16 protein-coding genes, 1 tRNA gene, 1 pseudogene and 1 riboswitch are annotated in these 14,485 nt (G+C 42.4%); of the genes and pseudogenes, 9 read left to right on the forward strand and 9 right to left on the reverse strand.

What is annotated here, in order from left to right; translation table 11 throughout:
- From ACE5CV_RS12375 to rpsF, 4 genes and pseudogenes are all read right to left on the reverse strand, one after another.
- Nucleotides 1-197: pseudogene (locus ACE5CV_RS12375) on the reverse strand (hypothetical protein); the annotation flags it as partial.
- A gap of 83 nt (nt 198-280) precedes the next feature.
- A complete protein-coding gene (rplI, locus tag ACE5CV_RS12380; RefSeq protein ID WP_374950489.1) occupies nt 281-724 on the reverse strand; it encodes a 50S ribosomal protein L9 in 444 nt (147 codons plus the stop codon).
- Between the two features lie 15 nt (nt 725-739).
- Nucleotides 740-1,003, reverse strand: a complete 264-nt coding sequence (gene rpsR, locus ACE5CV_RS12385) for a 30S ribosomal protein S18 (protein ID WP_191162967.1) — start codon at nt 1,001-1,003, stop codon at nt 740-742.
- Entirely contained in the window at nt 1,003-1,368 is a 366-nt protein-coding gene (gene rpsF, locus ACE5CV_RS12390; RefSeq protein WP_374950490.1) for a 30S ribosomal protein S6, read from the reverse strand. Before rpsF ends, rpsR begins: the two co-directional genes overlap by 1 nt.
- 250 nt (nt 1,369-1,618) lie before the next feature.
- Here rpsF and ACE5CV_RS12395 point away from each other — a divergent pair, with 250 nt between their 5' ends.
- On the forward strand, nt 1,619-1,864 hold the full coding sequence (locus ACE5CV_RS12395; RefSeq protein WP_374950491.1) for a hypothetical protein: 246 nt from the start codon (nt 1,619-1,621) through the stop codon (nt 1,862-1,864).
- Between the two features lie 71 nt (nt 1,865-1,935).
- Nucleotides 1,936-3,762 carry a DNA polymerase III subunit gamma/tau gene (locus tag ACE5CV_RS12400; RefSeq protein WP_374950492.1) on the forward strand — a complete coding sequence of 609 codons (1,827 nt, stop codon included), beginning with the start codon at nt 1,936-1,938 and terminating at the stop codon, nt 3,760-3,762.
- A 60-nt stretch (nt 3,763-3,822) separates the two neighbouring features.
- Here ACE5CV_RS12400 and ACE5CV_RS12405 read toward each other — a convergent pair whose 3' ends face one another.
- Together ACE5CV_RS12405 and ACE5CV_RS12410 are read right to left on the reverse strand one after the other, a co-directional pair.
- A complete protein-coding gene (locus tag ACE5CV_RS12405; protein WP_374950493.1) occupies nt 3,823-4,257 on the reverse strand; it encodes a hypothetical protein in 435 nt (144 codons plus the stop codon).
- 77 nt (nt 4,258-4,334) lie between these two features.
- The gene (locus tag ACE5CV_RS12410; protein WP_374950494.1) at nt 4,335-5,042 is read right to left on the reverse strand and encodes a hypothetical protein; all 708 of its coding nucleotides are present in this window, start codon (nt 5,040-5,042) and stop codon (nt 4,335-4,337) included.
- 252 nt (nt 5,043-5,294) lie between these two features.
- Between ACE5CV_RS12410 and ACE5CV_RS12415 the strand changes: the two genes are divergently transcribed.
- From ACE5CV_RS12415 to ACE5CV_RS12425, 3 genes are all read left to right on the forward strand, one after another.
- Nucleotides 5,295-6,524, forward strand: coding sequence for an NADP-dependent isocitrate dehydrogenase (locus ACE5CV_RS12415; RefSeq protein ID WP_374950495.1), 1,230 nt, complete (start codon nt 5,295-5,297; stop codon nt 6,522-6,524).
- A gap of 222 nt (nt 6,525-6,746) precedes the next feature.
- Entirely contained in the window at nt 6,747-7,103 is a 357-nt protein-coding gene (locus ACE5CV_RS12420) for a hypothetical protein (RefSeq protein WP_374950496.1), read from the forward strand.
- Nucleotides 7,104-7,316: 213 nt separating this feature from the next.
- A complete protein-coding gene (locus tag ACE5CV_RS12425; RefSeq protein WP_374950497.1) occupies nt 7,317-8,297 on the forward strand; it encodes a type I phosphomannose isomerase catalytic subunit in 981 nt (326 codons plus the stop codon).
- Nucleotides 8,298-8,340: 43 nt separating this feature from the next.
- On the opposite strand, the gene ACE5CV_RS12430 is transcribed toward ACE5CV_RS12425, so the two are convergent.
- Nucleotides 8,341-8,772: a two-component system response regulator gene (locus ACE5CV_RS12430; RefSeq protein WP_374950498.1), complete on the reverse strand. Its 432-nt coding sequence runs from the start codon at nt 8,770-8,772 to the stop codon at nt 8,341-8,343.
- Between the two features lie 14 nt (nt 8,773-8,786).
- The gene (locus tag ACE5CV_RS12435) at nt 8,787-10,268 is read right to left on the reverse strand and encodes an ATP-binding protein (protein ID WP_374950499.1); all 1,482 of its coding nucleotides are present in this window, start codon (nt 10,266-10,268) and stop codon (nt 8,787-8,789) included.
- Between the two features lie 444 nt (nt 10,269-10,712).
- Here ACE5CV_RS12435 and ACE5CV_RS12440 point away from each other — a divergent pair, with 444 nt between their 5' ends.
- The 4 genes from ACE5CV_RS12440 to ACE5CV_RS12455 all read left to right on the forward strand — a co-directional run bounded on the left by ACE5CV_RS12440 (nt 10,713) and on the right by ACE5CV_RS12455 (nt 13,951).
- A complete protein-coding gene (locus ACE5CV_RS12440; RefSeq protein WP_374950500.1) occupies nt 10,713-11,786 on the forward strand; it encodes a 1,4-beta-xylanase in 1,074 nt (357 codons plus the stop codon).
- A 139-nt stretch (nt 11,787-11,925) separates the two neighbouring features.
- Nucleotides 11,926-12,040: riboswitch (SAM riboswitch) on the forward strand.
- 148 nt (nt 12,041-12,188) lie between these two features.
- Nucleotides 12,189-12,824, forward strand: coding sequence for a peroxiredoxin (locus tag ACE5CV_RS12445; RefSeq protein WP_374950501.1), 636 nt, complete (start codon nt 12,189-12,191; stop codon nt 12,822-12,824).
- A gap of 14 nt (nt 12,825-12,838) precedes the next feature.
- Nucleotides 12,839-12,909: transfer RNA gene (locus ACE5CV_RS12450), tRNA-Cys, on the forward strand.
- A 112-nt stretch (nt 12,910-13,021) separates the two neighbouring features.
- Nucleotides 13,022-13,951 (forward strand): DUF5996 family protein, encoded by a 930-nt coding sequence (locus tag ACE5CV_RS12455; protein WP_374950502.1) that lies wholly within the window; start codon nt 13,022-13,024, stop codon nt 13,949-13,951.
- 70 nt (nt 13,952-14,021) lie between these two features.
- Here ACE5CV_RS12455 and ACE5CV_RS12460 read toward each other — a convergent pair.
- Nucleotides 14,022-14,485 (reverse strand): class I SAM-dependent methyltransferase (locus ACE5CV_RS12460; protein WP_374950503.1); only part of this gene is annotated, 464 nt, incomplete at its 5' end.

Genomic DNA, 14,485 nt, shown 5'->3' on the forward strand with positions numbered 1-14,485 from the left:
TCAAACCCACGCTGTACCATCAGCCAGGTAAACGGGGGATTGATAAACCGGTACAAGATCACGCCAAACAAACTGGCTGCTACAAAAACAACTACGGCCAGCTTAATAACCCGCCAAAGGAGTTTGAAAATACCGCCGCTGCCTGATTTTGAATTACGGGTTTTAGATTTGGGATTAGCTTTCCTGGACCACGCCATTTGAACAAAAATATTTGTAAAACTAAAAAGGTGTTTGACAATGCCAAACACCTTTTATAAATTCTGATTCGAAATTTAAGTAATTACTCAGCAACTACTGAAAAAGGAACCTGTACTTTCACTTCTTTGTGCAGGTTAACTATTGCGGTGTAATCACCAACAAATTTAGGCTCCTGATCAAAAGTGATGCGACGACGGTCAACTTCAAAACCTTCTTTCTTTAAGGCATCAGCTACCTGGATGGTATTGATAGCACCAAAGATCTTTCCGGTTTCGCCTGCCTTAGCACCGATAGTTAAGGTAACACCTTCTAAACGGGCTGCAATAGCGTCTGCGTCTTTACGTATTTTATCTTGTTTGAACTGAGCTTGTTTTAAGTTTTCTGCTAAAACTTTACGTGCACTTTCAGTTGCTAATATTGCGTAACCTTTAGGGATAAGAAAGTTGCGGCCATAACCTGGCTTTACATTCACTACATCGTCTTTATCGCCGAGGTTCTTTACGTCTTGTTTTAAAATAACTTCCATTTTATTTACCTCCGATTATTTTAATGAGTCTGTAACATAAGGTAATAAACCGATGTGGCGTGAGCGTTTAACCGCCTGGGCTACTTTACGCTGGAACTTTAAAGAAGTACCGGTTAAACGGCGTGGTAATAATTTACCCTGATCATTAATGAACTTCAATAAAAAGTTAGCGTCTTTGTAATCGATATACTTAATACCATTCTTTTTGAAACGGCAGTATTTTTTACGGTTATCCTCCACCTTTGGAGCGGTAACGTATTTAATTTGGTCGTTTGCCATTAGTTGTTTTCCTCCACTTTAGCTGCCGGCTTTTTGTTAAAAGCACCGCTGCGTTTTTTATCATTGTAAGCAATGGCATGTTTATCCAAAGCAATGGTAAGGAAGCGCAAAACACGCTCATCGCGCCTTAATTCAACTTCCAGTTTATTAATTAATTCACCCGGAGCCCTGAATTCAGTTAAGTGATAGTACCCTGTAGTTTTCTTTTGGATAGGGTACGCTAATTTTCTCAAACCCCAATTATCCTCCTGGACAATTTCGGCTCCGCCATCAGTTAAAGTTTTGCTGTATTTGGCAATTGCCTCTTTAGCAGTTTCATCTGATAACAACGGGGTTAGAACGATCACGATTTCGTACTGTTGCATTATTATTTGATTTTTAATTATTTATCCATGTATATCGGGGCTGCAAATGTAGTAAGATAAATTGAAAATAAAAACACCTGTTTGCTATTAATTGTCATGCATTTGAACGTTCGATCTCCTTATTTTTGCGGCCCGCCTAACCAAAAAAGCTTAATGATTACTTAATGATGCCGTTACAAAAACGTTAAAACTTTTAGTGTGCTTTACAGTATATATAAATGTATACAGCGTAAATTAAATCCCAAAAGTTATGCAGTTTTCAGAAAGCAGATATCAGGAGGCAGACCACTCCGTTTTTCTATACGACACATTGTATATGCAGGCACCTGGCGAAGACAAAGAGCCCGTTGAAGGCGATTGGAACGACGAGGATGACGAGGACTTTGACGACCAGGTTGAATCTGAAAACGACCTGCACGAGGTAAGGGTAGGCGACGACGTACGCGAACCTGACCCGGAAGATGACGACCACCTGCCGGACGACGACCTGCAATAAGCAGCCGGCATTTTATCCACAACTCTTATTTGCGATTTTAAGTTTGTGCAATTGTTGCTAACTTAGTACCTGTGGATAATTTCATAGTTTCAGCACGTAAATACCGCCCGGCAACTTTTGATACTGTTGTTGGCCAGCAACATATCACTAATACGTTAAAAAACGCTATTAAAAATAATCAGCTGGCGCAGGCATTTTTATTCTGCGGGCCGCGCGGTGTAGGCAAAACTACCTGTGCCCGTATCCTGGCTAAAACCATAAATTGTACCGATCTGCAACCCAATGGCGAAGCCTGCGGCCATTGCGACAGCTGCCGCGCTTTTCAAAACGGTAATTCTTTTAACGTCCACGAACTGGATGCCGCCTCTAATAATTCTGTTGACGATATTCGCAGTTTAATTGAGCAGGTGCGTATACCGCCGCAAGCTGCACGCTACAAAGTTTATATTATCGATGAGGTGCATATGCTATCGCAGGCGGCTTTTAACGCTTTCCTGAAAACGTTGGAGGAACCACCTAATTATGCCATTTTTATTCTAGCTACTACGGAGAAGCACAAGATCCTGCCCACTATTCTATCGCGCTGTCAGATCTTTGATTTTAACCGCATTAGGGTAGACGATATGGCCGGCCACCTAGCTAATATCGCCCAAAAAGAAAATATTGCCTATGAGCAGGACGGTCTGCACATTATCGCCCAAAAAGCCGATGGCGGCTTGCGCGATGCACTGTCCATGTTTGATCAGATAGTAAGCTTTAGCGGCGGAAATGTTACTTACCGATCGGTTATCGATAACCTGAATATCCTTGATTACGACTACTACTTCAACATAACCGACCGGCTTTTAGGCGAAGACAGCCCGCAAACGCTTTTGTTGTTTGATGAGATCCTCTCAAAAGGGTTTGATGGGGCGCATTTTATATCGGGATTGAGCGAGCATTTACGTAACCTGCTGGTTGGGAAGGATGCATCCACTATAAAATTGTTAGAAGTAAGCGAAACAATCAAGGCCCGTTATTTGCAGCAATCGCAGGCGGCAAGCGTATCATTTCTGTTATCGGCCATGAATATCTCCAACCAGTGCGATATCAGCTACAAGCAAAGTAAAAACCAGCGACTACAGGTGGAATTGGCCCTATTGAAGATGAGCCATTTGCAATCGGTGTTCAGTATGGCCACAGCACCGATGCCGCAACAAGCTGCTGCCCCAAACGGGGAGGAAAAAAAAAAACCTGATACCATAGCAAAAGAGGCCCCGGTAGCTACATCCGACGAGCTGTCTGTAGTACGGGATGCGCCGATCACTTATCAAACTACGCCTAAATTAAGTGCCGATGATACACCTGTTGTTGCATCCCCAGTTGCAGAAGTAAAGGAAACGCCCATGGTCGAAAAGCCTAAGGTGTTTATCCCAAACGTGCATGCTGCAGGCACATCGGTTAAGATACCCTCGCTGAAAGATCTGACAAAAAAACTGGAAGAAGCTGCGTTAGAGGAGGAAGACCCATACCTAAAAGGGACGGACAAGCAGCCCTTTACAATAGACGAATTTTTGCAGTTGTGGACCAATTACGGCGCTAAACTTAAAGCCGACGGTAAGCCTGCAACGCTTTATACCATCATGACATCAGTTACTCCGGTCGTTCTCGGCCCCGAAAGCTTTGAGGTGTTGGTATCCAACAAAATTCAGGAAGTATCATTCAGGGACGAGCGCCCTTATCTGCTCAATTTCTTACGCACCAGTTTAAAGAATTTTAATATCGAGATCAATGCGCGTGTAGAAGAAGTAAGCACTGTGCGCAAACCTTACACGGCTGCCGAAAAATTTCAATACATGGCCAGTAAAAACCCACAGCTACTTGATCTGAAGAACAGGTTTAATTTGGAGTTTGATTAAGAGAGAATAAAAAAGCCCCTGCAATATGGTTATTGCAGAGGCGCAGTAAAGTGATTTTCGTTATTTAAGATCTTCGGGTGTATCGTTTTTAGGATAGCCTTCTTCATCCAAGTCATCACGGTCATCCTCTGGCGTGTGTGCCAAAGCTTCATCACGCGGGTTCAGCTCAACAATTTTGCCGCTATCGATATGCATTCCCAGCGAATCTGCATCAGTCTCCAGTGAGCGCTCAGTATCGTATTCGCCGTTTGCATCGTAGGGGTTAGCCTCATCATAGGTAGAGTTAAAATCTTCACCGTTTTTTACGGTTGTATCATAAGGATCCGGGTGGTCGTAATCAGGGTTATCACCTTTAACATCATACTCATAGCTATTGATGGTTTCATCATAATTAAGGTTTTCTGCGTCGCCGGTATCGTTAAGTTCGCTATCTGATGGATTAGCCAGGTCTTCAGGATCTACGCTAAATTCGGAGTTATTATCTTCAGGTATCATAGGTTTTGTTTTTAGTATACCAATATACACTAAAAACCCTGCCAAACTGGGACAGTTGCCCATTCCGGAATTTGAAATTAATAAGAGATTTTTTTGCGGTAAGATGTAACGCCGCCCAACGCGAATTTTAAAGTGACGCCGTATTGAATATATTTGTCTTTACTTACACCGGCCTTAAAGCCATCCGTATTATCACCAAATACATAGTTGTATTGTGCACCAATATCAACCTTGAATGACGGTTCATCGTACTGGTTGAACACCTTAAATTCGTAACCAACCCTTAAAGGTAAAAAAAGCTCGTGGGCATCATCTTCTCCGGGCGTAACGTAGCCTGTTACAACAGTCGATTCGCGGTTGATGGACTTAATGTCGTTTAAAATATAACCCAGCCCTGCTGATCCGTAGAAGTTTTTGAGCGCGTTAAAAAATTTGCTGTTATCGTAATGGATTAGTTCACCCGCTTGTAATTGCCCTCTAAAAACAACTGCTTTATAAACATTACGAAAGTAGCGGCCCGATTTTGTGGCCTCGCTGCCACCCTCTAAAATACCGCCCTGCAGTTCAGCGACATAGTTAACGTAAGGTGTAAAGTTGTAGGTAAAGTTGATGTTTACGGCCGGTGTACTTTTAGTGGTTTCAGCATCGCCATAAAGTTTATTTATCGTGCCGCCTATTCCGAAATCGTACTGTGCGTAATCGTTCCCTATTTGTGCCTTTGATAGCAAAGCAACCGAGCAGAGCAATAAACTGAACAGTGTTGTTTTTAAAAGCAACTTTATCATATAAAGGGAAAACTATAGGTAATTAGCAGTCAGCTAAATTTTTATAAAAATAGCATCAAACTTTTAAAAAGCAATTATACGTTTAATTAATTGTGTTTGCCAAAGTTTGCCGGGTTAATTGCTGGTTAATAAGGTGGTATTCAATCGTATTCGTGAAATAATTTATTTAGTTTGCTGCCACGAATTTTTTGAAATAAAATTTTATGTAAGTTTGAAACCGTTAAAACAGAAATTAACCCATAAAGCAGGTATATGTCAAAAATTAAAGTAGAAAACCCGGTAGTTGAGCTGGATGGTGATGAAATGACACGCATCATCTGGAAATTTATTAAAGACAAATTGATCGTTCCATATTTGGATCTTGATATAAAATATTATGATCTGGGTATCGAGTATCGCGATGAAACTGATGACCAGGTTACCGTTGATGCTGCCAACGCTATTTTAAAATACGGCGTAGGTATTAAATGTGCTACCATTACACCTGATGAGCAGCGTGTGGAAGAATTCGGTTTAAAACAAATGTGGCGCTCACCAAACGGAACCATTCGTAATATTTTGGATGGTACGGTTTTCCGCGAGCCTATTGTAATGAGCAACGTACCGCGTTTAGTACCAAACTGGACAGCCCCTATCTGCATTGGCCGCCACGCTTTTGGCGATCAGTACCGCGCTACCGATTTTGTTACCAAAGGCAAAGGTAAACTAACTGTAACCTTTACACCTGAGGACGGTGGCGCCGAGCAGTCGTTTGAAGTATATAACTTCAAAGGCGATGGCGTTGCTTTAACCATGTACAATACCGACGAATCTATCAAAGGCTTTGCACACGCTTGTTTTAATCAGGCGCTGATGAAAGGCTGGCCGCTGTACCTGTCAACTAAAAACACCATCCTTAAAAAATACGATGGCCGTTTCAAAGACATTTTTGAAGAGATTTACCAAAACGATTATAAAACGAAGTTTGCCGAAGCTGGTATCACTTACGAGCACCGCCTTATTGACGACATGGTTGCATCGGCCCTTAAATGGAACGGAAACTTTGTTTGGGCTTGTAAAAACTATGATGGCGACGTACAAAGCGACACCGTAGCGCAAGGCTTCGGTTCGTTAGGTTTAATGACCTCAACATTAGTAACACCGGACGGTACAGTTATGGAAGCTGAAGCCGCACACGGTACAGTTACCCGCCATTACCGCGAGCATCAGGCAGGTCGCCCAACATCTACCAACCCAATCGCATCTATCTTTGCGTGGACACGTGGTTTAGAGTTCCGCGGTATACTGGATGGCAACCAGGAACTGGTTGATTTCTGTAAAGCTTTGGAAGAAGTTTGTATCGAAACGGTAGAAAGCGGAAAAATGACCAAAGATTTGGCCATCACTATAAAACCAAAAGTAGAGCATGGTGCCGATTATCTTTACACCGAAGAGTTTTTGGAAGCTATCAACGAAAATCTGAAAGTGAAATTAGGTAAGTAATATTCCTGGTACCAAATATTTACAGGCCTGCATATGCAGGCCTTTTTTGTTGGTTTAAATGTCATTGTATAAGTATATTTATCACACAATGATGTAGTTATTTGAACCATATGAAAACCATAAATATTTTGTTCGTTATTATAGTAATTGCTTCAGGCTGTTCTGCAAACAAAAATTATCTCGGTTCGGCTCGGGATAGGGCCGATTTAGAGCGAACAAACAATGGTATTCATAAGGCATTCCAGGATGGATGTGCCTGCTATTGAATCCTATCATCACCCTGATGTGATTAAGGCGTTTAGTTACAATAATTACCTGCCGGGCCGGGATACAGTAGCTGTTGGGTTAAGGGAAACATTAATGGTTAATAAGCTTGAGTTTGTAGAAAGCAAGGTTGAGAATACTTTAATTCAGGGGAAGACCGCCGTGCAGCAGTATCTGTTTACCATTAAAATAAGTCCTAAAAACGGCGATAAGCCGTTTTTATATAAAGGCCGGTCAATAGTAGTTTATGTTCGCTATAATAAAAGCCCTACCGGCTGGGCAAGCATCAGAGAGGTTGTGCAAAATGCGCGCTAGTCGGATACTTTACGGCCATAATTGGTGAAGAAAAAAGCAGCCAGTCTGCCGAGGAAGATTGGCAACGGGTAATTATAGATATCCGTTGATATTCAAAAACATTATTTTATGCTTCTACAAAAACTTTAACTTAGCCAACTGTTACTAAAATGGTTTTCTTGTTTAAAGAACCATTTTACACAGCATTGTTAAATACCTATATAATATACTACCATGTCATCTTTATATCCATTAAAATTCAAAACTATATTCAAGGACAAAATTTGGGGCGGCCACAAAATTCAAACGTACCTGCATAAAGATATCGGGGAACTGCCTAACTGCGGCGAAACCTGGGAGATCTCGGGCGTTAAGTCGGACGTATCTGTTGTAGATAGCGGAGAATTAAAAGGGCAGTCGCTGGCTGATTTGCTGGAGCAGTATAAAGAAGACCTTGTGGGCAAAAAAGTATATGATCATTTTGGTAACATTTTCCCGCTGCTGATCAAATTTATTGATGCGAATGACGACCTGAGCGTACAAGTGCATCCAAATGACGAGCTGGCAAAAAAACGCCATAATTCATTTGGTAAGACAGAGATGTGGTATGTCATAGAAGCAGATCCGGGAAGCACTTTGATTGCGGGTTTTAACCGGGAGATGAATGAAAAGGAATATGTAGACGCTTTGAACAGCGGCCATATTATGGATATTTTGAATAAAGAAGACGTTACTGCAGGCGATGTTTTCTTTTTACCTGCAGGCCGAGTGCACACGATAGGCAAAGGATTGCTGATAGCAGAGATCCAGCAAACATCAGACATCACTTACCGTATCTACGATTTTGACAGGGTGGATGATAAAGGCAACAAGCGCGAATTGCATACCGAAGAGGCTTTAGCGGCTATAGACTATAAGCACTACCCGGAATACAGAACCAAATATCAGCCGGCAAAAAACGAAGATGTTCATTTGGTGAGTTGCCCGTATTTTACAACCAATATTATGGACTATACACAAACTACATCTAAAGATTACTCAAATCTTGATTCGTTTGTGGTACATGTTTGTGTAGCCGGAGAGTACACCATTGAGCATAACGATATCGCCTACCCGGTTAAAATGGGCGAGTGCATATTGTTGCCAAAAACAATTGATAAAATTGAGCTTAAAACCACATCCGGTTTTAAGATATTGGAAAGTTATATAGAATAATTTTTAGCGGTATCCCGGCGGGAGAATGTCTTGCCGGGCCCGCTTAAACCGCTAAGCCGTTAGCGCTGCCCCGTAAGGTACTCAAGATAGCGTTAAGTAGATCCTGATCTATGGGTTTAAGAATATAGTCGGTGATAAGTGGATTATTTTTGGCACGTTCAATATCATTAAGTGCCACCGACGAACTGATAATATATACCGGGATATTCTTACCCGTTTGTGCGCTAATTTTCCCGAATTTTTCAATGAATTCCCAGCCACTCATAACCGGCATATTAATATCAACAAACATAACATCCGGCAGGCGGGCTTGCTTTGTTTGATCTGTAAATTGTTCGATGGCTGTGGTAGCACTGTTAAAAACAATCATTTGGCCCTTTAAAGCGCTGTTTTGCATTAATTTATTAAAACCAAAGGTAAAAATGTTATCGTCGTCGATAACCCAAATCGTTAGCATCTCATCATTCTGCATCATTTAAAACGGGTAATTTATACCAGTTTAACTGTAAATTTTGTGCCAACATTTACTTCGCTTTCTACCCGTATATTGCCGCCAAGTGCTTCTACCTGGTTTCGCGTTATAAAAAGGCCGATCCCTTTGGCATCTTTGTTTAAGTGAAAAGTTTTGTAAAGTCCAAAAACATCCTCTCCGTAACGCTCCAAATCAATGCCAACACCGTTGTCACTAACAATCAGATAAATTCCTTCGTTATCTTTCACGGTCTTGCAATCAATTATAGGGTTGCGATCAGGATGTTTGTACTTAATAGCGTTGGTAAGCAGGTTTTGCATTATACTTTCCATATATGCAGGAATGTAAGGGATTTCGCTGCAAGCTTCAAAATCTGTAATGATCTGTGCACCTGTCGCTGTAATGTTAGCCTGTAGCGCTGCTGTTACATTTTCATAAATGGCAGGCAAATTCACTACTTTACGCTCCCGGGTAACTTCTGTCTGTATTTTAACTATCTCATCAAGGTGGCCAATGGTAAGGTTTAAACTATCACTGATGGTTTTTATATGCGCAAAGATCTCTTCTCGGTCGTTACTTTGCCCGGCATCTTCATAAAGGCTTACCATGAATTTAAGGTTACCCGCATGGCTGCGCAGGTTGTGTGATACGATGTAGGCAAAGTTTTGTAAGCGCTTGTTCTGATCGTCGAGCCGGTTAATAGACGACTGCATGTTCAAACCCCGCTTTTTTATCCGGTCTATATCCTGAAAAATGCCGCGCACAGTTTTACAGCGGCCCAAATCATCAATTACAGCAATACCCTTTGAGCGTACCCATATCACATTGTTTTTAGCAGTACGAAGCTGCAACTCCAGGTCGTACGGTTTGCTAAAGCGCAGGGCATTGTCTACAGCATCCGTAATAATTTGGCGGTATGCCGGTTCAAAATAGCTTATCGCTTCTGCAACGGATAATTGTTTTTCACCGGTAAGCTCAAAGATTTCATAAATATCTGTCGACAAATGCAGACTTTTGGTGGCGGCATCAATTTCCCAACTGCCCAGTTTTGCCATCCGGCCGGTTTCGGCATTAAGCTCATCATTTTGTTGGGCTTTGAATTGCGCAATTTTATATTCATTAATATTATCAAGAACACCATAAATTACCGTACCCTCAGCCGTATCAAGCCTTTGCGATGTACTTTGAAACCACTGGTAGCCATCACTTTTGATTAGCAGGCGGATATGGGCAGGTACCAGGCTTTCTTTAGCAGCCGCATCTGTAGACCGAAGGAAGGTTTTTCGGTCGCCATAGTACAAAATGTTTTCAAAAAAATTGTGGTACGAGCATTCGATCTCGCCGGGCGCATAGCCAAGCATCGTATAAAAGCCGGCGCTCCAAGTTGTTTTTTTGGTACCAGTGTTGTACTCCCAAATGCCGGTGTGCATACAGTTAATGATGTGCGCAAAATGCTCGATACTCTCGCCTGAAAATTTATGCGCGTCAAAAAAACTCATTTTAATACTGTTCAATAATGCATTACACCATTGTTAATAAACATGCCAAAAAAGATCAGGAGCATGCTTATACAACTAAGTGTTGTATGGTTTTATAATTATTTATCGTGTAAGTAGGTTTGTTGTAATTGTAAGTTACAAAGCCGCGAAAGTATTAAAGAGATTTCAAACTTTTGCACTTTGTTCAAATATTATTTAATTAATAATCATATAGTTAACAATCGGCTGGTTAATTTATGTAATGCACCGGTTAATATTTTAGTTGGTTAACAAGTTTGAAACAGCCTTTTTGCATTTCATCAAACATGTAAAGTTTTATATCAATAGTGCGGTTTGGAATCAGTGCAGGTGGTTATTTAATCTTACCTAGATTCCGAGTGCTTTCTAAGGCTATTCGTTTTTTCAGGGATTTGATGTTACTTTAGCAATACCAATATTAATCTCATGAAAAGCCAATTTCTTAAATTCATCGGAGCGATTTTTTTTGCTGCCTTGGTTACCATAAATGTTTCGGCACAAAGGGCCCCGGCTGGTAAAGTGTGGACAGCAGAGAAGGCGAACGCCTGGTATGCAAAACATAAATGGATGAGCGGGTCCGACTTTATCCCCAGTACTGCTATTAACCAGTTAGAAATGTGGCAGGCAAATAGTTTCGACCCTACAACTATCGATATGGAGTTAGGCTATGCAGAGGGGATAGGTTTTAATACTATGCGGGTGTTTTTATATAGCTTAGCCTGGCAACAGGATAAAGCCGGTTTTAAAAAGCGGATAGACCAATACCTGACTATCGCTAACAAGCACCACATCCAAACCATATTTGTGTTTTTTGACGATTGCTGGAATGCTGCCGCCAAAATCGGCTTGCAGCCGGCACCCAAAGTAGGCATCCATAATTCGGGATGGCTGCAGGATCCCGGCAACCGTGAAAGCAACCCCGGTGAAACGGTTTTGCTTGAGGCTTATGTGAAGGATGTGATGACAAGCTTTAAGCACGATAAACGCATTTTACTTTGGGACCTTTACAACGAGCCGGGCAACTCCGCAAAAAAGGATAAATCGATGGGCCTGCTTGTTAAGATCTTTGGCTGGGCACGCACCGTTAATCCGGATCAGCCGGTATCTGCAGGCCTGTGGGATTGGAGCTTTGAAAGCTTAAATGCTTACCAGGCCATTAATTCAGACATTGTTACGTACCATGATTATACCGACGAAAAATCGCACCTGAAGACTATCCAGCTACTGAAAAGCCACGGCAAGCCATTAATATGTACCGAATATATGGCCCGCACCCGCGGCAGTCGTTTTGCCAATGTTATGCCTATGCTTAAGCAGGAGCATGTTGGCGCCATTAACTGGGGTTTTGTAATGGGTAAAACAAACACTATTTACGCCTGGGACAATCCGATGCCCGATGGCAGCGAACCAAAAGAGTGGTTTCACGATATCTTTCGCAAAGACGGTACTGCTTACAAACCCGAAGAAGTAGAAGTTATCAGAAAGCTTAACGGTAAGTAACTTTCATAATGATCAATTAGTTTTTTATTTTTTCTGACTCTTTTTCAGGTAGTTACGAATAAAACTAATAGTATATAATAAAGTCTATAGGATTAATAGAATTAATTTCTACTTTTGTGATGTAATCGTTCTTTAAATATACTTATCCAGAAAGACAGAGGGAAGGGCCCTATGATGTCTTAGCAACCTGTACCGGCTTTACTGCCTGTAAAAGGTGCTAATTCCTGCTTTGCTGAGGCAAAGACAGATAAGCTGATTTAAAAAGACAAATAAACGTGCTTTAAAACGTTTCTTTTGCCCATCCGCTTGGCAACCTCCCTCTATAAAATTTCGTGGTAAGTTTAACTGTTTAACACCAGCATTAATATATTGCTGATAAAATATTCAACTAAACTAAAACTTATGAGCTTACGAATTGGCGACGACGCCCCAAACTTTAAAGCACAAACATCGCAAGGCGAAATTGATTTTTATGATTACCTGGGCGATAGCTGGGGAGTATTATTTTCTCACCCGGCAGATTACACGCCGGTTTGTACTACCGAGCTGGGCCGTACCGCATCACTTAAAGACGAGTTTGAAAAGCGTAACGTAAAGGTGATTGCTTTGAGCACAGATAGTGCCGAATCGCACAAGGGTTGGATCAGCGACATTAACGAAACGCAGAATGTGGAAGTTACCTTCCCGATAATTGGTGATGAGAGCCGCGAGATTTCACAGGCGTATGATATGATCCACCCCAACGCATCATTGGTTGCTACCGTCCGTTCGCTGTTCGTAATTGGGCCTGATAAAAAGATTAAGCTGATCATTAGCTACCCGGCGTCTACCGGCCGCAACTTCCAGGAGATTTTACGGGTAATTGACTCCTTGCAACTTACCGCCTACCATAGTGTGGCTACACCAGCCGACTGGAAAGACGGCGACGATGTGGTAGTGCTGCCATCTATCAAAACAGAAGATATTCCGGCTAAGTTCCCCAAAGGGTTTACAGAAGTTAAGCCTTATTTGCGCACTACGCCTCAGCCGAATAAATAAAGGGTGAAAGATAAAGTCGCGTGGCCGAGAGGATAGGTGTGGGTCTGCAAAACCTTTAACGGTAGTTCGAATCTACCCGCGACGTCTATTTAAGTGGTAATTTAGTTTTCAGAATACGACAGGTTGAGAGGCCTGTCGTTTTTGTTTGTATGCCCTTTTGCCCTGGGCGATTTAACATCTATGACGTATATTTACATATGAGCATCGCTACCAACCATCGCTGGCCCAAACTGGACTACCATTACTTGAAAGATACCATTGCAACCGTGCATATGTGGACACAGATGATAGGCAAGGTGCGGCTGGTAAAAACGCCGTGGATAAACCATTCCTGGCATGTTACACTTTATGTTAGTGCAACGGGATTAACCACCGGCAGCGTTCCGTATGAGTATGGCGTTTTCCAGATCGACCTGGATTTTATTAGTCAGCAATTGCATATAGTAACCAGCACCGGCAACAGCCGGTCATTTGGTTTAGGTACCGAAACTATCTCGCACTTTTACTTTGATCTGATGAGCAATCTTGCCGCTGCCGGTATCGAGGCCGAAATATATGCTGCGCCTAATGAGGTTGACCCTGCCATCCCGTTTGCTGAAAATACTAAACCCTGCCTGTATGATGCCTTGGTTATGCAAAACCTTTGGCAATCATTGGTACGTATAAATAATGTATTTACACAATTCCGGGCCGGTTTTATGGGTAAATGCAGCCCTGTGCACTTTTTTTGGGGAGCTTTTGATTTAGCGGTTACCCGTTTTAGCGGCAGGCCTGCACCGCCGCATCCCGGCGGCGCGCCAAACATGCCTGTATCAGTAATGCAGGAAGCTTACTCGCATGAGGTAAGTTCGGCAGGGTTTTGGCCGGGAAGTGAGCAATTCCCGCAGCCTGCATTTTATTCGTATTGCTATCCCACGCCCGATGATTTCGGCCGCCAGCAGGTAAGCCCGCCCGAGGCATTTTATAGCAAAGAAATGGGTGAGTTTTTTCTGACCTATGAAGTGGTACAGTCGTCTGAAAACCCGGAAGAAACTTTGATGCGGTTTCTGCAATCCACTTACGATGCGGCCGCTAACACAGGTAGTTGGAACAAAAATTTGCAGCGCGATTTGCATGGGATGAAGTAATTATTTCTTTTCCGTATTTGAACGACGCGTGCTAGCAAGTCTATTTTAAAATATTAATAGCTGCCATTCCCTACCTTTTGCGCAGGCACCACGTTGTCATGCACCGCAGGTTTTGCACATTGGTAGTTTTGATGGGCTCAAAAAGCTCTCCGTTTAAAATGTCGGTATATTCCAGCAGGATTTGTTCATTAACCAGGAACCGTTCCGATCCGTCCGGCAGGGCATAGCGGCTGTTTCCAAGCGGGATCACCAGATTTTCGATACCAATATCCGACGCCAGTCGCGCGAATATATAACCGCCCGATTTTAACACACGCCACATCGAGCGCAGCATCGCGTCGAAATGGTTACTATCTTCAGCAAAGTGCAAAACCGCGCTGCAAATCAGCAGGTCAAAGCTGTCATCATCAAACGGCAGATCTTCGGCCCGCGCAACTTTGAAGTTTTTAGCCGGATTTAGAGGTGCCAATTCACCCGATAAAGCCTGTACACTAGCCACAGCATCATAACTTGGGTCGATGCCATACACATTAT

Source organism: Mucilaginibacter sp., assembly GCF_964263795.1.
In the GTDB taxonomy this organism is placed as follows: Bacteria; Bacteroidota; Bacteroidia; order Sphingobacteriales; family Sphingobacteriaceae; genus Mucilaginibacter.

What these genes read in the sequence shown, in the direction of transcription:
- ACE5CV_RS12425 (WP_374950497.1), top strand. Translation starts at nt 7,317, where the DNA reads ATGTCATCTTTATATCCATTAAAATTCAAAACTATATTCAAGGACAAA.
- ACE5CV_RS12435 (WP_374950499.1), bottom strand. Translation starts at nt 10,268, where the DNA reads ATGAGTTTTTTTGACGCGCATAAATTTTCAGGCGAGAGTATCGAGCAT.
- rpsR (WP_191162967.1), bottom strand. Translation starts at nt 1,003, where the DNA reads ATGGCAAACGACCAAATTAAATACGTTACCGCTCCAAAGGTGGAGGAT.
- ACE5CV_RS12395 (WP_374950491.1), top strand. Translation starts at nt 1,619, where the DNA reads ATGCAGTTTTCAGAAAGCAGATATCAGGAGGCAGACCACTCCGTTTTT.
- ACE5CV_RS12430 (WP_374950498.1), bottom strand. Translation starts at nt 8,772, where the DNA reads ATGATGCAGAATGATGAGATGCTAACGATTTGGGTTATCGACGACGAT.
- ACE5CV_RS12440 (WP_374950500.1), top strand. Translation starts at nt 10,713, where the DNA reads ATGAAAAGCCAATTTCTTAAATTCATCGGAGCGATTTTTTTTGCTGCC.
- rplI (WP_374950489.1), bottom strand. Translation starts at nt 724, where the DNA reads ATGGAAGTTATTTTAAAACAAGACGTAAAGAACCTCGGCGATAAAGAC.
- rpsF (WP_374950490.1), bottom strand. Translation starts at nt 1,368, where the DNA reads ATGCAACAGTACGAAATCGTGATCGTTCTAACCCCGTTGTTATCAGAT.
- ACE5CV_RS12410 (WP_374950494.1), bottom strand. Translation starts at nt 5,042, where the DNA reads ATGATAAAGTTGCTTTTAAAAACAACACTGTTCAGTTTATTGCTCTGC.
- ACE5CV_RS12445 (WP_374950501.1), top strand. Translation starts at nt 12,189, where the DNA reads ATGAGCTTACGAATTGGCGACGACGCCCCAAACTTTAAAGCACAAACA.
- ACE5CV_RS12415 (WP_374950495.1), top strand. Translation starts at nt 5,295, where the DNA reads ATGTCAAAAATTAAAGTAGAAAACCCGGTAGTTGAGCTGGATGGTGAT.
- ACE5CV_RS12405 (WP_374950493.1), bottom strand. Translation starts at nt 4,257, where the DNA reads ATGATACCTGAAGATAATAACTCCGAATTTAGCGTAGATCCTGAAGAC.
- ACE5CV_RS12455 (WP_374950502.1), top strand. Translation starts at nt 13,022, where the DNA reads ATGAGCATCGCTACCAACCATCGCTGGCCCAAACTGGACTACCATTAC.
- ACE5CV_RS12420 (WP_374950496.1), top strand. Translation starts at nt 6,747, where the DNA reads ATGGTATTCATAAGGCATTCCAGGATGGATGTGCCTGCTATTGAATCC.